The sequence below is a fragment of the Bacillus sp. JNUCC-22 genome, assembly GCF_018861275.1.
GTDB lineage: Bacteria > Bacillota > Bacilli > Bacillales > Bacillaceae > Bacillus > Bacillus velezensis.
The window spans coordinates 3,267,505-3,285,534 of the sequence record NZ_CP076408.1 but is presented as its reverse complement, the minus strand read 5'-3'; the positions used below and the strand labels follow the sequence as shown (position 1 = coordinate 3,285,534).

17 protein-coding genes are annotated in these 18,030 nt (G+C 50.8%); 15 read left to right on the top strand and 2 right to left on the bottom strand.

Annotated elements, in window-relative coordinates:
- Positions 1-78: 78 nt before the first annotated feature.
- Both JNUCC22_RS16035 and slrR read right to left on the bottom strand, forming a co-directional pair.
- Positions 79-1,527, bottom strand: coding sequence for a carboxylesterase/lipase family protein (locus JNUCC22_RS16035; RefSeq protein ID WP_216061897.1), 1,449 nt, complete (start codon positions 1,525-1,527; stop codon positions 79-81).
- 80 nt (positions 1,528-1,607) lie between these two features.
- Positions 1,608-2,063, bottom strand: a complete 456-nt coding sequence (gene slrR, locus JNUCC22_RS16030; protein ID WP_003151541.1) for an HTH-type transcriptional regulator SlrR — start codon at positions 2,061-2,063, stop codon at positions 1,608-1,610.
- Positions 2,064-2,307: 244 nt separating this feature from the next.
- Here slrR and JNUCC22_RS16025 point away from each other — a divergent pair, with 244 nt between their 5' ends.
- The 15 genes from JNUCC22_RS16025 (at position 2,308) to JNUCC22_RS15955 (ending at position 18,022) form a co-directional block, all read left to right on the top strand.
- Complete coding sequence (locus tag JNUCC22_RS16025) at positions 2,308-3,015, top strand: YveK family protein (protein WP_012118514.1); 708 nt, start codon at positions 2,308-2,310, stop codon at positions 3,013-3,015.
- A 5-nt stretch (positions 3,016-3,020) separates the two neighbouring features.
- A complete protein-coding gene (locus JNUCC22_RS16020) occupies positions 3,021-3,701 on the top strand; it encodes a protein tyrosine kinase EpsB (protein WP_007407393.1) in 681 nt (226 codons plus the stop codon).
- 221 nt (positions 3,702-3,922) lie between these two features.
- The gene (locus JNUCC22_RS16015) at positions 3,923-5,740 is read left to right on the top strand and encodes a polysaccharide biosynthesis protein (RefSeq protein WP_169509962.1); all 1,818 of its coding nucleotides are present in this window, start codon (positions 3,923-3,925) and stop codon (positions 5,738-5,740) included.
- 15 nt (positions 5,741-5,755) lie between these two features.
- Positions 5,756-6,895 (top strand): glycosyltransferase family 4 protein, encoded by a 1,140-nt coding sequence (locus JNUCC22_RS16010; RefSeq protein WP_098081778.1) that lies wholly within the window; start codon positions 5,756-5,758, stop codon positions 6,893-6,895.
- Positions 6,892-7,734 carry a glycosyltransferase EpsE gene (locus tag JNUCC22_RS16005; protein ID WP_012118512.1) on the top strand — a complete coding sequence of 281 codons (843 nt, stop codon included), beginning with the start codon at positions 6,892-6,894 and terminating at the stop codon, positions 7,732-7,734. Before JNUCC22_RS16010 ends, JNUCC22_RS16005 begins: the two co-directional genes overlap by 4 nt.
- The gene (locus tag JNUCC22_RS16000) at positions 7,727-8,863 is read left to right on the top strand and encodes a glycosyltransferase family 1 protein (RefSeq protein ID WP_150941444.1); all 1,137 of its coding nucleotides are present in this window, start codon (positions 7,727-7,729) and stop codon (positions 8,861-8,863) included. Before JNUCC22_RS16005 ends, JNUCC22_RS16000 begins: the two co-directional genes overlap by 8 nt.
- 3 nt (positions 8,864-8,866) lie before the next feature.
- Positions 8,867-9,970: a biofilm exopolysaccharide biosynthesis protein EpsG gene (locus tag JNUCC22_RS15995; protein ID WP_012118510.1), complete on the top strand. Its 1,104-nt coding sequence runs from the start codon at positions 8,867-8,869 to the stop codon at positions 9,968-9,970.
- 18 nt (positions 9,971-9,988) lie between these two features.
- Entirely contained in the window at positions 9,989-11,026 is a 1,038-nt protein-coding gene (locus JNUCC22_RS15990) for a glycosyltransferase family 2 protein (protein WP_031378303.1), read from the top strand.
- A 4-nt stretch (positions 11,027-11,030) separates the two neighbouring features.
- Positions 11,031-12,107 carry a polysaccharide pyruvyl transferase family protein gene (locus JNUCC22_RS15985; protein ID WP_150941443.1) on the top strand — a complete coding sequence of 359 codons (1,077 nt, stop codon included), beginning with the start codon at positions 11,031-11,033 and terminating at the stop codon, positions 12,105-12,107.
- Entirely contained in the window at positions 12,104-13,138 is a 1,035-nt protein-coding gene (locus JNUCC22_RS15980; RefSeq protein ID WP_150941442.1) for a glycosyltransferase, read from the top strand. Before JNUCC22_RS15985 ends, JNUCC22_RS15980 begins: the two co-directional genes overlap by 4 nt.
- The gene (locus JNUCC22_RS15975) at positions 13,135-14,652 is read left to right on the top strand and encodes an MATE family efflux transporter (protein ID WP_007613919.1); all 1,518 of its coding nucleotides are present in this window, start codon (positions 13,135-13,137) and stop codon (positions 14,650-14,652) included. Before JNUCC22_RS15980 ends, JNUCC22_RS15975 begins: the two co-directional genes overlap by 4 nt.
- Positions 14,649-15,257, top strand: coding sequence for a sugar transferase (locus tag JNUCC22_RS15970; protein ID WP_216061896.1), 609 nt, complete (start codon positions 14,649-14,651; stop codon positions 15,255-15,257). Before JNUCC22_RS15975 ends, JNUCC22_RS15970 begins: the two co-directional genes overlap by 4 nt.
- Positions 15,254-15,901 carry an acetyltransferase gene (locus JNUCC22_RS15965; protein WP_216061895.1) on the top strand — a complete coding sequence of 216 codons (648 nt, stop codon included), beginning with the start codon at positions 15,254-15,256 and terminating at the stop codon, positions 15,899-15,901. The genes JNUCC22_RS15970 and JNUCC22_RS15965 overlap by 4 nt, the downstream gene beginning before the upstream one ends.
- A 4-nt stretch (positions 15,902-15,905) precedes the next feature.
- Entirely contained in the window at positions 15,906-17,078 is a 1,173-nt protein-coding gene (locus tag JNUCC22_RS15960) for a DegT/DnrJ/EryC1/StrS family aminotransferase (RefSeq protein ID WP_017418873.1), read from the top strand.
- Positions 17,057-18,022 (top strand): polysaccharide pyruvyl transferase family protein, encoded by a 966-nt coding sequence (locus JNUCC22_RS15955; protein ID WP_216061894.1) that lies wholly within the window; start codon positions 17,057-17,059, stop codon positions 18,020-18,022. The genes JNUCC22_RS15960 and JNUCC22_RS15955 overlap by 22 nt, the downstream gene beginning before the upstream one ends.
- Positions 18,023-18,030: the final 8 nt, after the last annotated feature.

Below are 18,030 nucleotides of genomic sequence, written 5' to 3'. Positions count from 1 at the left end.
ATGCGGAAATGGATTTTCTGCGATGTCTGAAGTAAGATGAAAACGAAACGCCAAGGGAGCCGGCTCCCCTGGCGTTTTTTATGCTTGAAACAAGATGCGGCGTTTTGCTGAATCGGGATCACTTTCGACAGCGGTATCCGTGTTGAAAAGCAAAGTTTCGCGTGAATCGGTATCATATTCAGGCCAATTGAAGTGAGAGGTGTTCGGGTTTCCGGTTTTTGCAAAAGCGAGCCATGCGGATTGGATTTGTTTGGAAAGCTGTTCTGCGTCATCACCGAGCGGTTCTTGCAGCGTCTTTCTCAAAGAATCAAAGTTTCCGAACACAAACGGCAATTCCAGAGCGTGAACGGCTTTATGAAACGGCGGTGTTTCGCCATGCCAATCAAAGCGGTACATCCAGACCGGTGCGTGCTGCGACTGTCCTTGTGCGAAAGCGACAGCCGGCCGCCAGAAAATCAGATCCGTCATCATATCGATTTGTCCCTTTAATGAATGCGGATATAAATCTGCTGCTTGCTCGGTGCAGTTCTCTCCGAGGTAATAATGCAAATAATCTTGCTGCTTTTTCTCGGAATGAATGTCTGTATCAGGGGTGAAAAACAAATATGCTTCATCACGATTGGTTCCGATGATCATAGGTATGCCTTCTGCGGCCCCGTCTGCTATGGCTTTCACCGGTTCCGCAGGCAATGTGGCCGGATCGATGGCGGGCTGAAACAAAAGCTGAAAAATGTTTTGATCTAGTGAGCGCCGCACTTTATCCGCAGTCTTAAGCAGGTCATTAACGGAAAGCTCCTGCAATTGATCAGTGCCGGCTTCATGAATAAATGCCGCCGCAATGTCTTTTGCCATGTCCGCCGGGATCGTATGAGAGGCGCCGCTTTCTAAAATGGCTTTATGAAACAGGCCTTTTGCGTCAGGCATTGCCATAAGGGCGGCGATGCTCATGCCGCCTGCCGATTCACCAAATATCGTGACGTTATCCGGGTCTCCTCCGAATTCGGAGATATTGTCCTTCACCCAGCGCAGCGCGGCAATCTGATCGAGCAGCCCGATATTGGCGGAATACGTGTCATGAATAGAAGATAAATGTAAAAAGCCGAATGGTCCGAGCCTGTAATTGAGTGTCACTACAATGACATCTCCGTCAGCGGCAAGGGCAGATCCGTCGTAAAGCGGTTCGCTTCCGGCACCTAAATAAAATGCTCCGCCGTGTATCCATACCATGACAGGCTTTTTTTCGCCCTCTGAATCGGGGGCGAAAACATTGAGGTAAAGGCAATCTTCAGATTGAGGCGGTACATCTCCGGAAAACGATATAGACAGCATATCATCCGGCTGCGGACAAACCGGTCCGAACGAATCGGCATGTTTTACGCCGTCCCAAGGTGCGGGCGGCTCCGGCGCTTTAAATCTGAGCTCTCCGACGGGCGGCTTCGCGTACGGTATGCCCTTCCATGTGCGGGCACCGCGGCCGGCAGTTCCTTTCAGTGCGCCGGAGCGGGTTTGAACGGTAAGTTTTGTCATGATTTCATCCCCTTTTTTCTTTTCATTATAAACAGAGATGAAGACATGAAGCGAATAAAAGCCTTTTCATCAGCATATCATCAGTAACGCTTCCGTTCTAAAAATGATCTGACTTCCTGAACGGACAAGCCGAGTTCTTTGGCTTCCTGCATCAGCGCTTTCCATTCCTCAATGTTGGATTCAGTCAGTTTTCTGTTGCGGTAGGGTGCGGGCTCCGGGCGTTTTTCAGTCAGTTTGTTCGTAAAGGTGAACAGTTCTTCTTTCGGCATGCCTGACTGCACGGCCTGCACAAGGTGGATGCGCCACTCATCTTCCGTGCCTCCCATGTGATGCAGCATCGTTTCGGCATCAAAAAGCTCCGTCAGATCGACCTGCAGGGTGGCAGATACCTTTTTCAGAAATTGGATGGATGGATTTGAGTGAACCCCCCGTTCTATCTTGCTTAAATAAGATTTAGAGACACCTGCTTCAACTGCTAGCTGATTAATAGAGTAGCCTTTTCTTCTGCGGTATAAACGAATTATTCTTCCAATCATTGTGCTGAATTCTCCCCTGTATACTGGCGTTTTTTTGTTCATTATAAGAAATTTTTTGTTCTTTATAAAATTTAAAATTATAAGGTAAGTGCAGTAAATAAGAGGAAAATCATGATAATGTTCTTTAAAAAGAACTAAATGGCTTAATTTGAAATTTTCAAATTTCGACCTTTTCTTTTATAATCCAATCATTAACAGAAGGGGGCGTTTAAGCCTGATGCAATAAGGATGAGGCTGTAATTACATGAATGAGAATATGAGTTTTAAAGAATTATTTGACATTATTAAACACAGATTTTTACTGATTTTTATCATGACAGCAGTTGTAACGCTGGTGACGGGATACATCCAATTCCGGGTGATTTCGCCCGTTTATCAGGCATCAACCCAAGTGCTCATTCATGAAACAAGCGGTGAAAAAAATTCGAATCTCAGCGACGTTCAGCTGAATCTTCATTACAACAATACGTTTCAAACGATAATGAAAAGCCCGGTAGTGCTTGAGAAAGTGAAGCAGACGCTGCATCTTTCTGAGACGGCATCCGCTTTAAAAGCAAAGATCACGACAAGCAGCGAAACCGATTCAGAGATCATAACCATAGCGGTGCAGGACGAAAATCCGAAACAGGCCGCCGCTATAGCGAACACGCTGATGAAGACATTTAAAAAAGAAGTCCGTGACAGGATGAATATAAAAGGCGTCATTGTTTTGTCTGAGGCAAAAGCATCGGAAAGCCCGATGGTCAAGCCTTCGCGCATCAGGAATATCATGATGGCGTTCGGTGCGGCTCTCATGGCGGGTGTGACGCTTGCGTTTTTTCTCCACTTTCTTGATGAAACCGTTAAAAGCGAGCGGCAGCTCAGCGAAAAAACAGACTTGCCTGTTTTAGGGGTTGTGTATGACATCAAAAATCAGCAGACACGGTCTGATGAAAAACATTTCGGGGAGTGAGGCGTTTGGGATTCAGAAAAAAGAAATCAAGAAGGGGACTGGCTCAAATATCCGTTTTACATCACAAATCATTGGTGGCTGAACAATACCGCACCATTCGGACAAATATTGAGTTCTCCTCTGTTCAGACCCATTTGCGCTCTATTCTCGTCACTTCTTCCGTTCCGGGAGAAGGAAAATCATTCAGCGCCGCCAACCTTGCCGCGGTATTTGCGCAGCAGGAAAAAAAGGTGCTGCTCGTCGATGCGGATTTACGAAAACCGACGATACACGAGACCTATCAGCTTGAAAATGTACAAGGCCTTACGAATGTGTTAGTCGGAAACGCTTCCCTCGGCGAAACGGTGCAAAAAACGCTGATTGATAACCTTTACGTCTTAACGAGCGGGCCGACGCCGCCGAATCCGGCTGAGCTTTTATCTTCAAAGGCGATGGGAGAGCTGATTCAGGAGATGTACAGCCGGTACAGTCTGGTTATTTTCGATTCACCTCCGCTTTTGGCTGTGGCGGACGGACAGATTTTAGCGAACCAGACAGATGGAAGCGTTCTCGTCGTCTTGAGCGGAAAAACGAAAATGGATACCGTCCAAAAGGCGAGAGACGCTCTCCAGCAGTCAAAGGCAAAGCTTTTGGGGGCGCTGCTGAATAAAAAGAAAATCAAAAAAACGGAGCACTACTCGTATTGAGCGGTGCAGGTGATGTCTCCTTACCTTTATCAACGGAGGCACTCGGCTCTGCTGTGGGCGGCGTTTTTCGCCGCCTTAGATGCTGGTCGTCGGTGGCGGGGTGTGAGGACGGGTTAAATGCCCAATTTTATCTTAAGATGATGCATTGTTATCGGCTTAGCTGTTATGTCTGTTTTTACGAAAACCGTATCAGCTAAACCGATAAATGAGGAGGGGAAAGATTGACTTACCGGAGAAGACTTTCAATGATTTTTGCATTGGATACGTATCTCGTTTTACTTTCCGTTGTTATAGGATATCAATTTTTTGAGGATTCTTATCACTTTTATGACTCCGGAGCGTTGCTGCTGACTGCCGTGAGCATGCTGATCAGCCATCATGTATGCGCTTTTATGTTTCACCAGTATAAGCAGGTATGGACGTACACGGGAATAGGCGAGCTGCTTGCCTTAATGAAGGGGATCACGCTGTCAGCAGCTGTGACAGCCGCCGTCCAATACGGGGTGTTCCACACGATTTTGTTCCGGCTGTTGGCCGTCAGCTGGATGGTTCAGTTATTGTTCATCGGAGGAAGCCGGATGATTTCACGGGTGCTGAAAGAAACGATCGGCAGGAAGCAAAATGACTCTTCCAGGGCGCTGATCGTCGGCGCAGGTGCGGGGGGGACGCTGCTCGTCCGTCAGCTTACCCAGAAAAACGATCTCGGAATCATGCCTGTGGCTTTTATTGATGATGATCAGACGAAGCATAAGCTCGAAATCATGGGCCTGCCCGTCATCGGCGGAAAAGAAAGCATTATGCCGGCGGTGCAGAGGCTGAGAATCCACCATATTATCATTGCCATTCCGTCTCTTTGCACCCATGAGCTTCAGACGTTATACAAAGAATGTGTGCAGACGGGCGCCCATATTAAAATCATGCCGCAATTTGATGAGATCCTGCTCGGAACGCAGGCTGCCGGACACATCAGAGATGTAAAAGCCGAAGATCTGCTCGGCAGAAAGCCGGTCACCCTTGATACGAGCAAAATTTCTGACAGCATCAAGGGAAAAACGATTCTGGTCACGGGCGCCGGCGGCTCAATCGGTTCTGAGATCTGCCGCCAGATCAGCGCGTTTCTTCCGCGGGAAATCGTCCTTCTCGGCCACGGGGAGAACAGCATTCATTCCGTACATACCGAGCTGTCCGCACGCTTCGGCAAAGAGGTGCTCTTTCACGCGGAGATCGCCGATATTCAGGACAGAGATAAAATCTTTACTTTGATGAAAAAATACGAGCCGCACGTCGTCTATCATGCGGCTGCCCATAAACATGTGCCGTTAATGGAACATAATCCGGAAGAAGCCGTTAAAAACAACATTATCGGCACGAAAAATGTCGCCGAAGCCGCCGACATGTGCGGAACGGAAACATTCGTGCTGATTTCTTCTGACAAAGCGGTCAATCCGGCCAATGTCATGGGCGCGACGAAACGGTTTGCGGAAATGGTCATCATGAACCTCGGAAAGGTCAGCCGCACCAAATTCGCCGCCGTCCGTTTCGGAAATGTGCTCGGAAGCCGCGGCAGCGTCATTCCGATTTTCAAAAAGCAGATTGAAAAAGGCGGACCCGTCACCGTCACGCACCCGGCGATGACAAGATATTTTATGACGATTCCCGAAGCGTCAAGACTCGTCATTCAGGCGGGGGCGCTTGCAAAAGGGCGGCAGATTTTCGTTCTGGATATGGGAGAACCCGTCAAAATCGTCGATCTGGCCAAAAACCTGATTCATTTATCAGGCTATACGACAGAACAGATTCCTATCGAATTCTCCGGCATCCGCCCGGGAGAAAAGATGTATGAAGAATTGCTGAATCATAATGAAGTACATACGGAGCAGATTTTTCCGAAAATCCATATCGGGAAAGCGGTGGACGGGAATTGGGCCGTGCTCATCCGTTTTATGGAGGAATTCAGCCGTCTGCCTGAAGAAGAGCTGAGAAAAAGGCTGTTTGAGGCGATCGAATCAGTACATGAAGAAGCGGCCGCAGGCGTGTGATGGGAGGACAGAAAGATGACGAAAAAAGTATTATTCTGCGCCACTGTCGATTATCATTTTAAAGCCTTTCATCTTCCGTATTTTCAATGGTTTCAGGATATGGGCTGGGAAGTGCACGTCGCGGCAGGCGGCAATATGAATCTTCCGTTCGTTGATGAAAAGTTTTCCATTCCGATCCGGCGCTCGCCGTTTCATCCCGAAAATCTTTCTGTTTACAGGCGGCTGAAACGGCTCATTCAGGACAACGGCTACGACATGATTCACTGTCATACGCCGGTCGGCGGCGTGCTCGCACGCCTTGCTGCGAGACAAGCGCGCCAAAAAGGGACAAAGGTGCTGTACACCGCGCACGGCTTTCACTTCTGCGACGGAGCGCCTCTGAAAAACTGGCTTCTTTATTACCCGATCGAAAAATTTCTTTCTTCTTATACGGATTGTCTGATTACGATTAATGAAGAGGATTACGAACGGGCCAAGCAAATGAAAAAAACAGCTTGCGGCGCGAAAAAAATACACGGCATCGGCGTGAATACAGACAGGTTTCGCCCTGTGAGCCGGGAAGAGAGTGAACGTCTGAGAGAAAAACACGGCTTCGGCGCCGGGGAATTTATTCTCGTATACCCCGCTGAATTAAACGGCAATAAAAACCAGGGACTTCTCATTGAGACTGCGGCACTGCTGAAGAACCGCATCCCGGAGCTGAAACTCGTATTTGCCGGAGAAGGCGCGATGGAAGAGCCGTACAGAAAAAAGGCTGAATCACTCGGTGTATCCGACATGGTGCGGTTTTACGGTTTTTGCCGCGATATTCATGAACTGATTCAGCTTGCCGATCTGTCTGTCGCCTCAAGCATCCGCGAAGGGCTCGGCATGAATCTGCTTGAAGGAATGGCTGCCGAAAAGCCGGCCGTTGCCGCGGACAACAGGGGGCACCGTGAGATCATCGAAGACGGTGTGAACGGTTTTCTCGTGCCGGCCGGGGACAGCGCGGCGTTTGCCGATCGGATTGAAAAGCTGTACCGCTCACCGTGTCTGCGAAAAGCAATGGGGCAAAAAGGGCGCAGCACGGCGGAATGTTTTTCAGAAACACGTACGGTAAAGGAAATGGCGCACATTTACGCCGGTTATATGGATAAAAAGGAGAAAAGCGTATGAATGCAGGAGCACAACCGAAAATTTCCGTCATCATGGGAATTTATAATTGCGAAGAGACTTTAGCGGAGAGTATTGAATCCATCCTGAGCCAATCTTATAAGAATTGGGAACTGATTATGTGTGATGACGCGTCAACTGACGGAACGTATCAGATTGCGCGCCGTTACGCGGATCATTACGGCGACCGGATTACGCTGATTCAAAATAAGACAAATCAACGGCTTGCCGCTTCGCTTAACCGCTGTCTGACATACGCAACGGGGGATTATATCGCCAGGCAGGACGGTGATGACATCTCCAACCCGAGGAGACTGGAAAAACAGGCCGCTTTCTTAAACAAGCACGCCCACTATCAAGTCGTAGGCACGGGCATGCTCGTATTTGACGAATTCGGCGTAAGGGGCGCCCGGCTTTTGCCGCCCGTGCCGAAACCGGGAATTATGGCGAAAGGCACACCATTCTGCCACGGCACCATTATGATGCGGGCTGAAGCGTACAAAGCGCTTGGCGGCTACCGGTCAGTCAGGCGGACGCGGCGGATGGAGGATATCGATTTGTGGCTGCGCTTTTTTGAAGCGGGTTTCCGGGGGTACAATCTCCAAGAAACGCTGTATAAAGTCAGAGAGGACAGTGATGCGTTTAAAAGAAGATCGTTTACGTATTCCATTGATAACGCGGTCCTCGTTTTTCAGGCATGCAGACGGCTGAAGCTGCCGCTTTCCCATTACGCGTATATCGCAAAACCGCTCATCCGCGCCATTACGCCGCCCGCGGTCATGAACCGTTATCATAAAAACAGGGACATCCGCCAAAAAGAAGGGCTTGCCGAACATGACTGACAAACCGATGCGGGTGCTGCACATCTTCAGCGGGATGAACAGGGGCGGCGCAGAAACGATGATGATGAATTTGTACCGGAAGATGGACAGAACGAAGGTGCAGTTTGATTTTTTAACCCATAGGAACGATCCGTGCGCTTATGATGAGGAAATTCTCGCTCTCGGCGGACGGCTTTTTTATGTGCCGAGCATCGGCAGCACAAACCCGATTACATTTGTGAAACAGGTCAAGCGGGTGATTCAGGAAAAAGGCCCGTTTGCCGCCGTGCACGCCCATACCGATTTTCAGTCGGGATTCATCGCGCTTGCCGCTCGTTTAGCCGGCGTCCCGGTGCGGATCTGCCATTCGCACAGTACGTCGTGGCGGGGGCGGGCGTCGCGGCTTGCCGGGATGCAGCTGTTTGTTTTCAGACGGCTGATCACGGCAAACGCCACGGCACTGTGCGCCTGCGGAGAAGACGCGGGCCGTTTCTTATTCGGGAAAGAAAAAGACGTGCATCTTTTGCCGAACGGCATTGATCTCGACTTATTTGCCGGCGGGTGCGCGGACACAGAAGCTGAAAAAAGGAAGCGGGGCATTGCAGGCGGCCGTTTGGTGATCGGCCATATCGGCCGCTTTACAGAAGAAAAAAACCACGAATTTCTGCTCCGGCTGGCCGCTGATATGAAAGAGCGGGGCATCGGTTTACAGCTGATTCTCGCCGGAGACGGTCCGCTTCGCACCGATATGGAAAATCTGGCGGCGAAGCTGGGGCTTGATGATGATGTGCGTTTTATCGGCATAGAAGACCGCGTTCATGCCCTGCTGAAAACGCTGGATGTATTTGTCATGCCGTCTCTTTATGAAGGGCTGCCCGTCACGCTCGTTGAAGCGCAGGCCTCCGGGGTGCCGTGCGTAATATCAGACCGCATAACGGAAGAAGCCGATGCCGGGCTCGGGCTGGTCAAAAGGCTCAGCCTCAAAGAACCGCCCGGACAATGGGCATCCGCGGTATTACGGGCAGCAGAGGCGGCAAAGCCTGACGGGGAGCGCATTAAAGAAACCCTCAGACGGCAGGGATATGACGCGGGAGAAAATGCGGGGGCTGTTATGAAGCTTTACAATATGAATTGGAAAAAGGAACAGTAACGAATGATTGTATATGTAGTCAATATGGGAATTGTTTATATTTGGTCATGGTTCGCGAAAATGTGCGGCGGGCGTGATCAATCGCTTTCGACCGGATACCGGCCGAATCAGCTCGTCATGATCGTTCCGCTGCTTTCGCTCGTATTGGTCTCCGGTTTGCGCTACAGAGTCGGGACGGATTTTCAGACGTACGCGCTGATGTACAAGCTGGCGGGAAATTACGGAAGTATTTGGGAGATCTTCGGGTTCGGAGCGAAAAAAGCAGCCGTTGATCCGGGGTTTACGGCTCTCATCTGGCTCATGAATTTTATCACGAAAGATCCGCAAATCATGTATTTCACCGTGGCGGTCGTGACGTGCAGCTTTATTTTAAAGGGGCTCGTTGAGTTCGGCCGTCCGTTTGAGCTGAGTGTGTTTTTGTTTTTGGGCACGTATCACTATTACGCTTCCTTTAACGGGATCAGGCAGTATATGGTGGCGGCCGTTTTGTTTTGGGCAGTCCGCTACGTGATCAGCGGAAGCTGGAAGCGTTATATGTCAATCGTGCTGCTGTGTTCGCTTTTTCATTCCTCAGCGCTGATTATGATTCCGGTTTATTTTCTCGTCAGAAAAAGAGCCTGGTCGCCCGCGATTTTCGGACTGTCGGCATTGTTTCTTCTTATGACGTTTCTGTATCAGAAGTTCATTTCGCTGTTTGTCGTCGTGCTGGAAAACAGCTCGTACGGCCATTATGAGAAATGGCTGATGACCAATACGAACGGGATGAACGTCGTAAAAATCGCGGTGCTGCTTCTGCCGCTGTTTTTGGCTTTCTGCTATCGGGAGCGGCTGCGGAAGCTCTGGCCTGACAGTGATGTCATCGTGAATTTCTGTCTGCTCGGCCTGCTCTTCGGTCTTTTGGCGACAAAGGATGTTATTTTCGCCCGGTTTAATATATATTTCGGCCTGTACCAAATGATCTTGATCCCTTATTTTGTGAGGATTTTTGATGAAAAATCAAATGCGCTGATTTATATCGCCATTATTGTCTGTTATTTTCTTTACAGTTACTTGCTTATGCCGGTCGATTCGTCTGTGCTTCCGTACAGAACGATTTTTTCCCGGTAATGGACATTGGAGGTTTATATGGAAACACCCGCGGTCAGTTTATTAATTGCTGTGTATAATACGGAAACTTATTTAGAAAGATGCTTAGATTCATTGCTCAATCAGTCGCTCGCCAATATCGAAATCGTGGCCGTTAATGACGGGTCAACGGATCAAAGCCCGGCGATTCTTGAAACCTATCAGAAGCGGGATGAGAGAATCCGGGTCATTCATCAGCAAAACCGTGGGCTCGGCGCGGTCCGCAACAGGGGGATCGAGGCGGCGCGCGGCGAATTTATCGCTTTTATTGATGCGGACGACTGGGTTGAACCTGATTATTGCCTGCGCATGTATGAAAAAGCGAAGGCTGATCAGGCTGATCTCGTGATTTGCGAATATGCGGCCGAGTTTGCGGATACGGGGAAAACCGCCGTTTCAACGATCGCTTCAGCGTACGCGGGCCGCCCGAAACAACTGTACCTAAAAGATTTATTTGAAGGAAGAGTCAGCGGTTTTTCATGGAACAAGCTGTACAAAAGAACCATGATCGAGCATCATCAGCTGCGCTTTCCGCTTCGTGATGAGCTGGAGCACGTGGAGGATCAGTACTTCAGCCTCCGGGCGCATGTTTTCGCAGGTGCGGTCTCGTACGTGGATCAGCCGCTCTATCATTATCGGATTCACTTGACTTCCATTGTGCAAAGCTATCAGAAAAAGCTGTTTGACTCAGGTCTCGTTCTCTATCGGCTGAACGAGGCTTTTTTGCGTGAAAACGGCTGCTTACAGGAATACCGGCAGGAGCTGGATTTTTTCATCGTTCAGCACGGAACGGTCTGCCTGCTGAATGAATGGAAGCGGAATAACGGCGGCCGGTTTTCTGAGAAGTGGAAGAATATCAGCCGGATATGCGCTGATCCCGTGTTTCGCCTGAGCCTTTCCAAAACCGGAACGGCGCCGTTTGACGCCAAACGCTCATGCCTTCTGCTTTTGGCGAAGCTGAAGCTGATTCCGTTCGTGTCGCTGGCATCAGCCGCGTATCAGCGGGCAATCGAGTACAAAATGAAAATCAGAGGGTGAAGACATGTCGATACAATCTTTAAAAATCAATCTCGCGGAATGGCTGTTGCTTAAGGTCAAATACCCGTCCCAATTTCATTTCGGAACGGCAGCGGATGGGGCGGGGCTTACAGCGGCAAGAAAAAAGATCATTCTGACGCTGCTCCCGTCCCACGATAATCTCGGCGATCACGCCATCGCCTACGCAAGCAAAACGTTTCTTGAACGGGAGTATCCCGATTTTGACATTGTCGAAGTGGATATGAAGGATATCTACAGATCGGCAAAAGCGCTGATCAAAAAGCGCCACCCCGATGATATGGTATTCATCATCGGCGGCGGGAACATGGGGGATTTGTACAGGTATGAGGAATGGACGCGCCGCTTTATCATCAAAACATTCCGGGAATATCGGATCGTTCAGCTTCCGGCGACGGCTCACTTTTCTGAATCAAAAAAGGGACGGAAGGAGCTGAAGCGCGCCCGAAAAGTGTACAATGCGCATCCCGACCTTTTGTTAATGGCGAGAGATGAGACGACGTATCAATGGATGAAGCGTCATTTTCCCGGAAAAACAGTGCTCAAACAGCCTGACATGGTCTTATATTTGGATAAAAGCGAGCGGCACATCCCGCGGGAAGGGATCTACCTCTGTTTACGGGAGGATAAGGAGAGTGCGCTGACGGCTGAGGACAGAACGATGGTAAAAGAAGCTTTGGCAAAAGAGTACGGCGAGCTGCATTCCTTTACTACGACGGTCGGCCGGAGGGTCAGCCGCCATACACGTGAAAAAGAGCTGGAGGCGCTTTGGAATACGCTGAAAGGCGCGGAAGCCGTCGTCACTGACAGGCTTCACGGGATGATTTTTTGTGCGCTGACGAAAACGCCTTGTGTCGTCATTCGTTCGTTTGATCATAAAGTGATGGAAGGCTATCAATGGCTGAAAAACATACCGAACATGACATTGCTTGCACGTCCAGACCCTGAAGCTGTAACGGCCGCCGTAAACCGGCTGCTCAGCGGCAAGCATGAGGAAGGCGGTTCTTTGCGAAGTGTTTATTTTGCCGGGCTGCGCTCGAAAATCAGCGGTGATGCCCAATGACCGCGCCGCTTGTGAGCGTGATCGTGCCGATGTATAAGACAGAGCCTTTTATTAAAGAATGCGCGGTTTCTTTAACAAAACAGACGCTGAGAGACATCGAAATCATTTTCGTCAATGACGGTTCACCGGATCAGTCAGGCCGGATTGCTGAACAATTCGCCGCAGAAGATGCGAGAATCCGGGTGATTCATAAAGAAAACGGCGGCCTCAGCTCGGCCCGCAATGCCGGAATAAAAGCCGCCCGCGGCCGTTATATCGGTTTTGCGGACGGCGATGACTATGTGACGGAAACGATGTTCGAAAGGCTTTATGAAGAAGCGGAGAAGAACCGGCTGGATATCGCCGGCTGTGGTTATTATAAGGAAACGCCGTCTAAGAAACGAACGTATATGCCGCCGTCCATTCCGCCGGGCCGCGTCTTCACAGCGGATGAAATGACAGCATTGCTGACCCGTGCGCACGAACATCGGTTTATTTGGTATGTGTGGCGCTATATATACCGGCGGGAATCATTGCAAGGACTGTTGTTCCATGAAGATATCCGGTTTGCCGAGGACTCTCCGTTTAACTTGTCAGCGTTCCGCCAAGCCGCGCGTGTCAAAGTGATAGACGAAGGGCTGTATATCTACCGGGAAAATCCGCAAAGTCTTACAGAAACACCGTTTAAGCCCCACTTAGATCAAGAACTGCAAAAGCAATATAAAGCGAAAATGGCTTTTTATGAGGCGAACGGGCTGACGGACGCCTGCCGGAGCGATATCGATACATATTTGTGCAAGCATCAGATTCCGATGCTGATCGCCAACGCATGCGCCGCCCCGCAGCCGTCACATCAGATTACGGCGCACATCGGCAGAATCTTAACGTATGACATGGTAAAAACGGCGGTGCGCAGCACGCCATGCCGGCATAAACGGCTGCTGGCGGGGGAGCGCGTGGTGCTCGGCCTGTGCAAAATGCGCCTTCCTCTTCTTCTGCATGCGTTTTTCGAACGGAAATCGAAAGAGAAAGGCAGTGCGGAAGGAGCATGAAATTTGCCATTAATTTCGGCGCCAATGTGACGGCGTTTTTACTATCGGTGTTTTTATCAGTGTGGATGACGCCCTTTATTGTGAAAACATTAGGTGTGGAGGCTTTTGGGTTTGTCCATCTGACACAGAATATCATTAACTATTTCTCTATTATTACCGTTGCGCTGAGCTCTGTCGTTGTGAGGTTTTTCTCCGTCGCCGCCCACAGGGGGAACAGGGACGAGGCCAATGCGTATGTAAGCAATTATTTAGCCGCGTCTGTCGTGATATCTCTATTACTCGCTGTGCCGCTCGCCGGGACGGCTTTTTTTATTGACAAGATTATGAATGTGCCGGCCGGGCTGCTAACGGATGTGAGGCTCTCTATCGTAATCGGCAGCGTGCTGTTTATGCTGACGTTTTTTATGGCGGGGTTCGCGACGGGGCCGTTTTTTGCCAACAAGCTTTATATCACAAGTTCCATTCAGGCCGTGCAAATGCTGGTCAGGGTGCTGTGTGTGCTCGCTCTGTTTACGTGCCTGCCGCCGAAAATATGGCAGATCCAGCTTTCGGCATTAGCGGGAGCTGTCTGTGCGGCCGTGCTGACTTTTTTCTTCTTTAAGAAATTGATTCCGTGGTTTTCTTTCAGCCGTAAAACCTTGTCATTACAAACGAGCAAAGTGCTGTTTTCGGCCGGTGCCTGGAGCTCTGTCAACCAGATCGGCGTGCTGCTGTTTCTGCAGATTGACCTCATGACGGCCAACCTTGTGCTGGGGCCGTCTGAAGCGGGTGTCTATGCGGCGATTATTCAATTCCCGCTCCTGCTCAGAAGTCTTGCCGGGACGCTTGCTTCACTGTTTGCGCCGGTTTTGACTTCCTACTATTCAAAAGGCGATATGGAAGGTCTCCTGTCTTACGCCAATAAGGCTGTGCGGATGAACGGGCTTCTGCTCGCGCTTCCCGCCGCATTATTAGGAGGGCTTGCCGAACCGTTTCTGGCGATTTGGCTGGGCCCGTCGTTTGTGCAGACGGCGCCGCTTTTATACATTCACGCCGCGTATTTGGCGGTCAGTCTCTCTGTCATGCCGCTTTTTTACGTATGGACGGCTTTTAATAAACAAAAAACGCCCGCCGTCGTTACTTTATGTTTAGGCGGACTGAATGTCATATTGGCCGTGGTTCTCAGCGGACCGGCACATCTCGGGCTGTACGGCATCACCATTGCCGGTGCAGTCTCTCTCATTTTGAAAAATGCCGTCTTCACGCCGCTGTATGTTTCGCATATTACCGGCTTTCAGAAAACCGCGTTTTACAAAGGCATGTTCGGACCGTTGGCGGCGGCCGTATTTGCCTGGGCCGTCTGCCGGGGTATCCGGCTGTTTTCACCGCTTGACAGCTGGGCCGGTCTGATCGCCGCGGGGCTTGCCGTATGCATAAGCTATGCCGCATTCGCTTTTTTCTTCATTTGTACGAAAGAAGAAAGGCGGCTTGCTTTACAGAAATGCCGAAAAGTGAAAGGAGCTGTTCAGATTTGAAGGCGAAACGTGTATTTGATATAGCGGCCGCGATGCTGTTATTGTGCGGCGCGAGTGTCATTCTTCTCTTCGCCATGGCAGCCGTCAGATGCGCCATCGGGTCTCCGGTATTGTTCAAACAGACGAGACCGGGGCATAATGGGCGTCCGCTTACGTTGTATAAACTCAGAACGATGACGGATGCGCGTGATGAAAACGGTGGGCTGCTTCCGGATCATCTGCGCCTGACCAAAACGGGAAGGCTGATCAGAAAACTGAGCATCGATGAGCTTCCCCAGCTTTTTAATGTGCTCAAAGGCGATATCAGTCTGGTCGGCCCCCGCCCTTTGCTGATGGATTATCTGCCGCTTTACACGGCGGAGCAGGCGCGGCGGCACGAGGTGAAACCGGGGATTACGGGCTGGGCGCAGATCAATGGGAGAAACGCGATTTCATGGGAGGAGAAATTCAAGCTCGACGTGTGGTACGTCGACAACCGCACCTTTCTGCTCGACTTAAAGATTCTGCTTTTAACAGTGAAAAAAGTTCTCGTGTCAGAAGGCATACACGAAGCCGGCCATGTGACGGCAAAGCGCTTCACAGGCAGCGGAGATATGTCATCGTGAAAAAGGTCGTGCTGATCGGAAACGGCGGACACGGAAAAGTCGTGAAGGAAATCGTGCAGGCCCGTTCCGATATGGAGCTTGCGGGCATATTGGACGACGGATTCAGCGGTTTTGCCGTTCGGAACGGTTTGTATACGGGCCGGACGGAAGACGTGCACATGCTTCGGAAACTCGTCCCCGAGGCCGTATTCACGATATGCATCGGCCGCAACGGCGTCAGAAAGCAGCTTGCTGAAACGCTTGGGATTGAAGATGACGATTATGCAGCACTCATTCACCCCGGGGCGATCGTCAGTGAAGCGGCTTCCGTCGGACACGGAACGGTTGTGATGGCGGGCGCCGTCATTCAGGCGGGCGCTGACATCGGCGCCCATTGCATCATCAATACGGGGGCGGTTGCCGATCATGACAATGCAATCGGAGATTACGTCCATCTTTCACCGCGCGCGGCGCTTGCCGGCGGAGTGAAAGTCGGGGAAGGAACGCACATCGGAATCGGCGCGTCCGTCATACCGCAGATGGACATCGGCCCTTGGTCCGTTATCGGCGCGGGGGCTGCAGTCATCAGCAGAATTCCCGGCCATGTGACGGCGGTCGGCGTTCCGGCCCGCGTCATCCCCCCTATCCATAATGAAAAAGGATGATTTCATGCAAACAAACAAACGGATTTATTTGTCTCCGCCTCATATGAGCGGAAAAGAACAGGAATACATCGCAGAAGCCTTCCGTTCCAATTGGATTGCCCCGCTCGGTCCGCTCGTCAATTCATTTGAAGCGCGGCTCGCGGAATATGCGGGAGTGAAAAGCGCGGCGGCCGTAAGCTCGGGGACGGCCGCCATCCATCTTGCCCTGCGGCTTGCGGGTGTGAAAAAAGGAGACGCTGTATTTTGTCCTTCCTTTACGTTTGTCGCCACGGCGAATCCGATTGTGTATGAGCAGGCTGAGCCCGTTTTTATTGATTCGGAATGGGAGACGTGGAATATGTCGCCCGATGCGCTGGAGCGGGCGCTGCGGGATGCAAAGCGGCGCGGCAGACTCCCGAAAGCGGTGATCGCCGTCAATCTTTACGGCCAAAGCGCGAAAATGGATGAATTAATGAGCCTTTGTGACGCATACGGCGTCTGTCTGATTGAAGACGCTGCCGAGTCCTTAGGATCAACATATAAAGGCAGGCAGAGCGGCACGTTCGGCCGTTTCGGCATTTATTCCTTTAACGGCAACAAAATCATTACAACATCGGGAGGCGGCATGCTCGTGTCTGACGATGAAGCCGCGATTGAAAAAGCGAGGTTTCTTGCGTCCCAGGCGAGAGATGCCGCCGTTCATTACCAGCACAGCGAGCTCGGGTATAACTACAGGCTCAGCAACATTCTCGCGGGCGTGGGGATATCGCAGCTGGAAGTGCTCGAAGATCGCGTTCGGGCGAGGAGAGAAATCTTTCACAGGTATCGGGAAGCGCTGGAAACGTATCCGGGCATCCGCATGATGCCGGAGCTTGAAGGAACGGTTTCAAACCGCTGGCTGACGGCTCTGACGCTTGATAACGGCGTGACGCCGGAAGAAGCCGTCGCCTGTCTTGCGGAACAGAACATTGAGGCCCGGCCGCTGTGGAAACCGCTGCATACGCAGCCGCTTTTCTCATCTTCCGTCTTTTATCCTCACAGCGAACATGAGCGTGTCTCTGAGAACCTTTTCAGCCGGGGCATCTGTCTGCCGTCCGGGTCTGACTTGTCTTCTGAGGAGCAGCAGCGTGTCATTGACGCACTTGCGCAACTGTTTGAAACGAAAGGGGAGAAAACATGGACAGCCGCCATGTTATGAGCCGATTAAAAGAAACGCTGACGGGTCTGCTCAGCGTTATACCGCCGCAATCTGACATCATATATGCCGACTATCCCCTCTACGGAAATGTAGGGGATTTATTGATAATGAAAGGGACGGAGGCGTTTTTTAAAGCGCACGGCATCCGCGTGAAACAGCGCTGGAATCCCGACAATTTTCCATTCGGGCGCCGGGCGGACAAAAAGACGATCATCGTCTGTCAGGGTGGCGGAAATTTCGGGGATCTCTATCCGTACTATCAGACGTTCAGGGAAAAAATCGTCAAATCCTTTCCGGAAAACAGGATCGTCATCCTGCCGCAATCCATCTATTATCAGGATGAGACACGGCTTGAGAAGACATCGGCGCTTTTTGCGGAGCACAAGGATCTCCACCTGTTTACGAGAGATCATGTGTCATACGAAACTGCAAAACGCTTTTTTTCGGCGAATCATATCGGGCTTATGCCTGACATGGCCCATCAGCTGTATCCGATGGCGGCGTCAGCGGCTCCGTCACGCGGCAGGCTTCATTTTATCCGCACGGATGGGGAAATCAATCCGAAGCTGCAAAACAATTCTTCCGTTAAAAGCTGCGACTGGCGGGATGTGCTGTCAGCAAGCGACCGCAGGGGAATCGCTTTTTTCCAAACGCTGAATGTTTTGAATAAAAAAGCGGGAAACCCGCTGCCGATTGCGCGGTTTTGGAAACGCTATTCCGATTTCTTAACGAAAAAAGCGGTCCTGTTTTTCAACAGGTACGAATCGGTGGAAACATCAAGGCTTCACGGCCACATTCTGTCCTCGCTTCTCGGGAAACCGAATACCGTCATTGATAATTCATACGGGAAAAACGCCAACTATTATTACACCTGGATGCACGAAGCGCCGGATGTCCGTCTGAGCGGGGAAACCGCCGGCACGAAGGAAAACCTTCCGCTTTGAATGAGCGG

Excerpts from the sequence above, each read along its gene's own strand:
- JNUCC22_RS16035 (WP_216061897.1), bottom strand. The coding sequence starts at position 1,527 with ATGACAAAACTTACCGTTCAAACCCGCTCCGGCGCACTGAAAGGAACT.
- slrR (WP_003151541.1), bottom strand. The coding sequence starts at position 2,063 with ATGATTGGAAGAATAATTCGTTTATACCGCAGAAGAAAAGGCTACTCT.
- JNUCC22_RS16025 (WP_012118514.1), top strand. The coding sequence starts at position 2,308 with ATGAATGAGAATATGAGTTTTAAAGAATTATTTGACATTATTAAACAC.
- JNUCC22_RS16010 (WP_098081778.1), top strand. The coding sequence starts at position 5,756 with ATGACGAAAAAAGTATTATTCTGCGCCACTGTCGATTATCATTTTAAA.
- JNUCC22_RS16005 (WP_012118512.1), top strand. The coding sequence starts at position 6,892 with ATGAATGCAGGAGCACAACCGAAAATTTCCGTCATCATGGGAATTTAT.
- JNUCC22_RS16000 (WP_150941444.1), top strand. The coding sequence starts at position 7,727 with ATGACTGACAAACCGATGCGGGTGCTGCACATCTTCAGCGGGATGAAC.
- JNUCC22_RS15995 (WP_012118510.1), top strand. The coding sequence starts at position 8,867 with ATGATTGTATATGTAGTCAATATGGGAATTGTTTATATTTGGTCATGG.
- JNUCC22_RS15990 (WP_031378303.1), top strand. The coding sequence starts at position 9,989 with ATGGAAACACCCGCGGTCAGTTTATTAATTGCTGTGTATAATACGGAA.
- JNUCC22_RS15985 (WP_150941443.1), top strand. The coding sequence starts at position 11,031 with ATGTCGATACAATCTTTAAAAATCAATCTCGCGGAATGGCTGTTGCTT.
- JNUCC22_RS15980 (WP_150941442.1), top strand. The coding sequence starts at position 12,104 with ATGACCGCGCCGCTTGTGAGCGTGATCGTGCCGATGTATAAGACAGAG.
- JNUCC22_RS15975 (WP_007613919.1), top strand. The coding sequence starts at position 13,135 with ATGAAATTTGCCATTAATTTCGGCGCCAATGTGACGGCGTTTTTACTA.
- JNUCC22_RS15960 (WP_017418873.1), top strand. The coding sequence starts at position 15,906 with ATGCAAACAAACAAACGGATTTATTTGTCTCCGCCTCATATGAGCGGA.
- JNUCC22_RS15955 (WP_216061894.1), top strand. The coding sequence starts at position 17,057 with ATGGACAGCCGCCATGTTATGAGCCGATTAAAAGAAACGCTGACGGGT.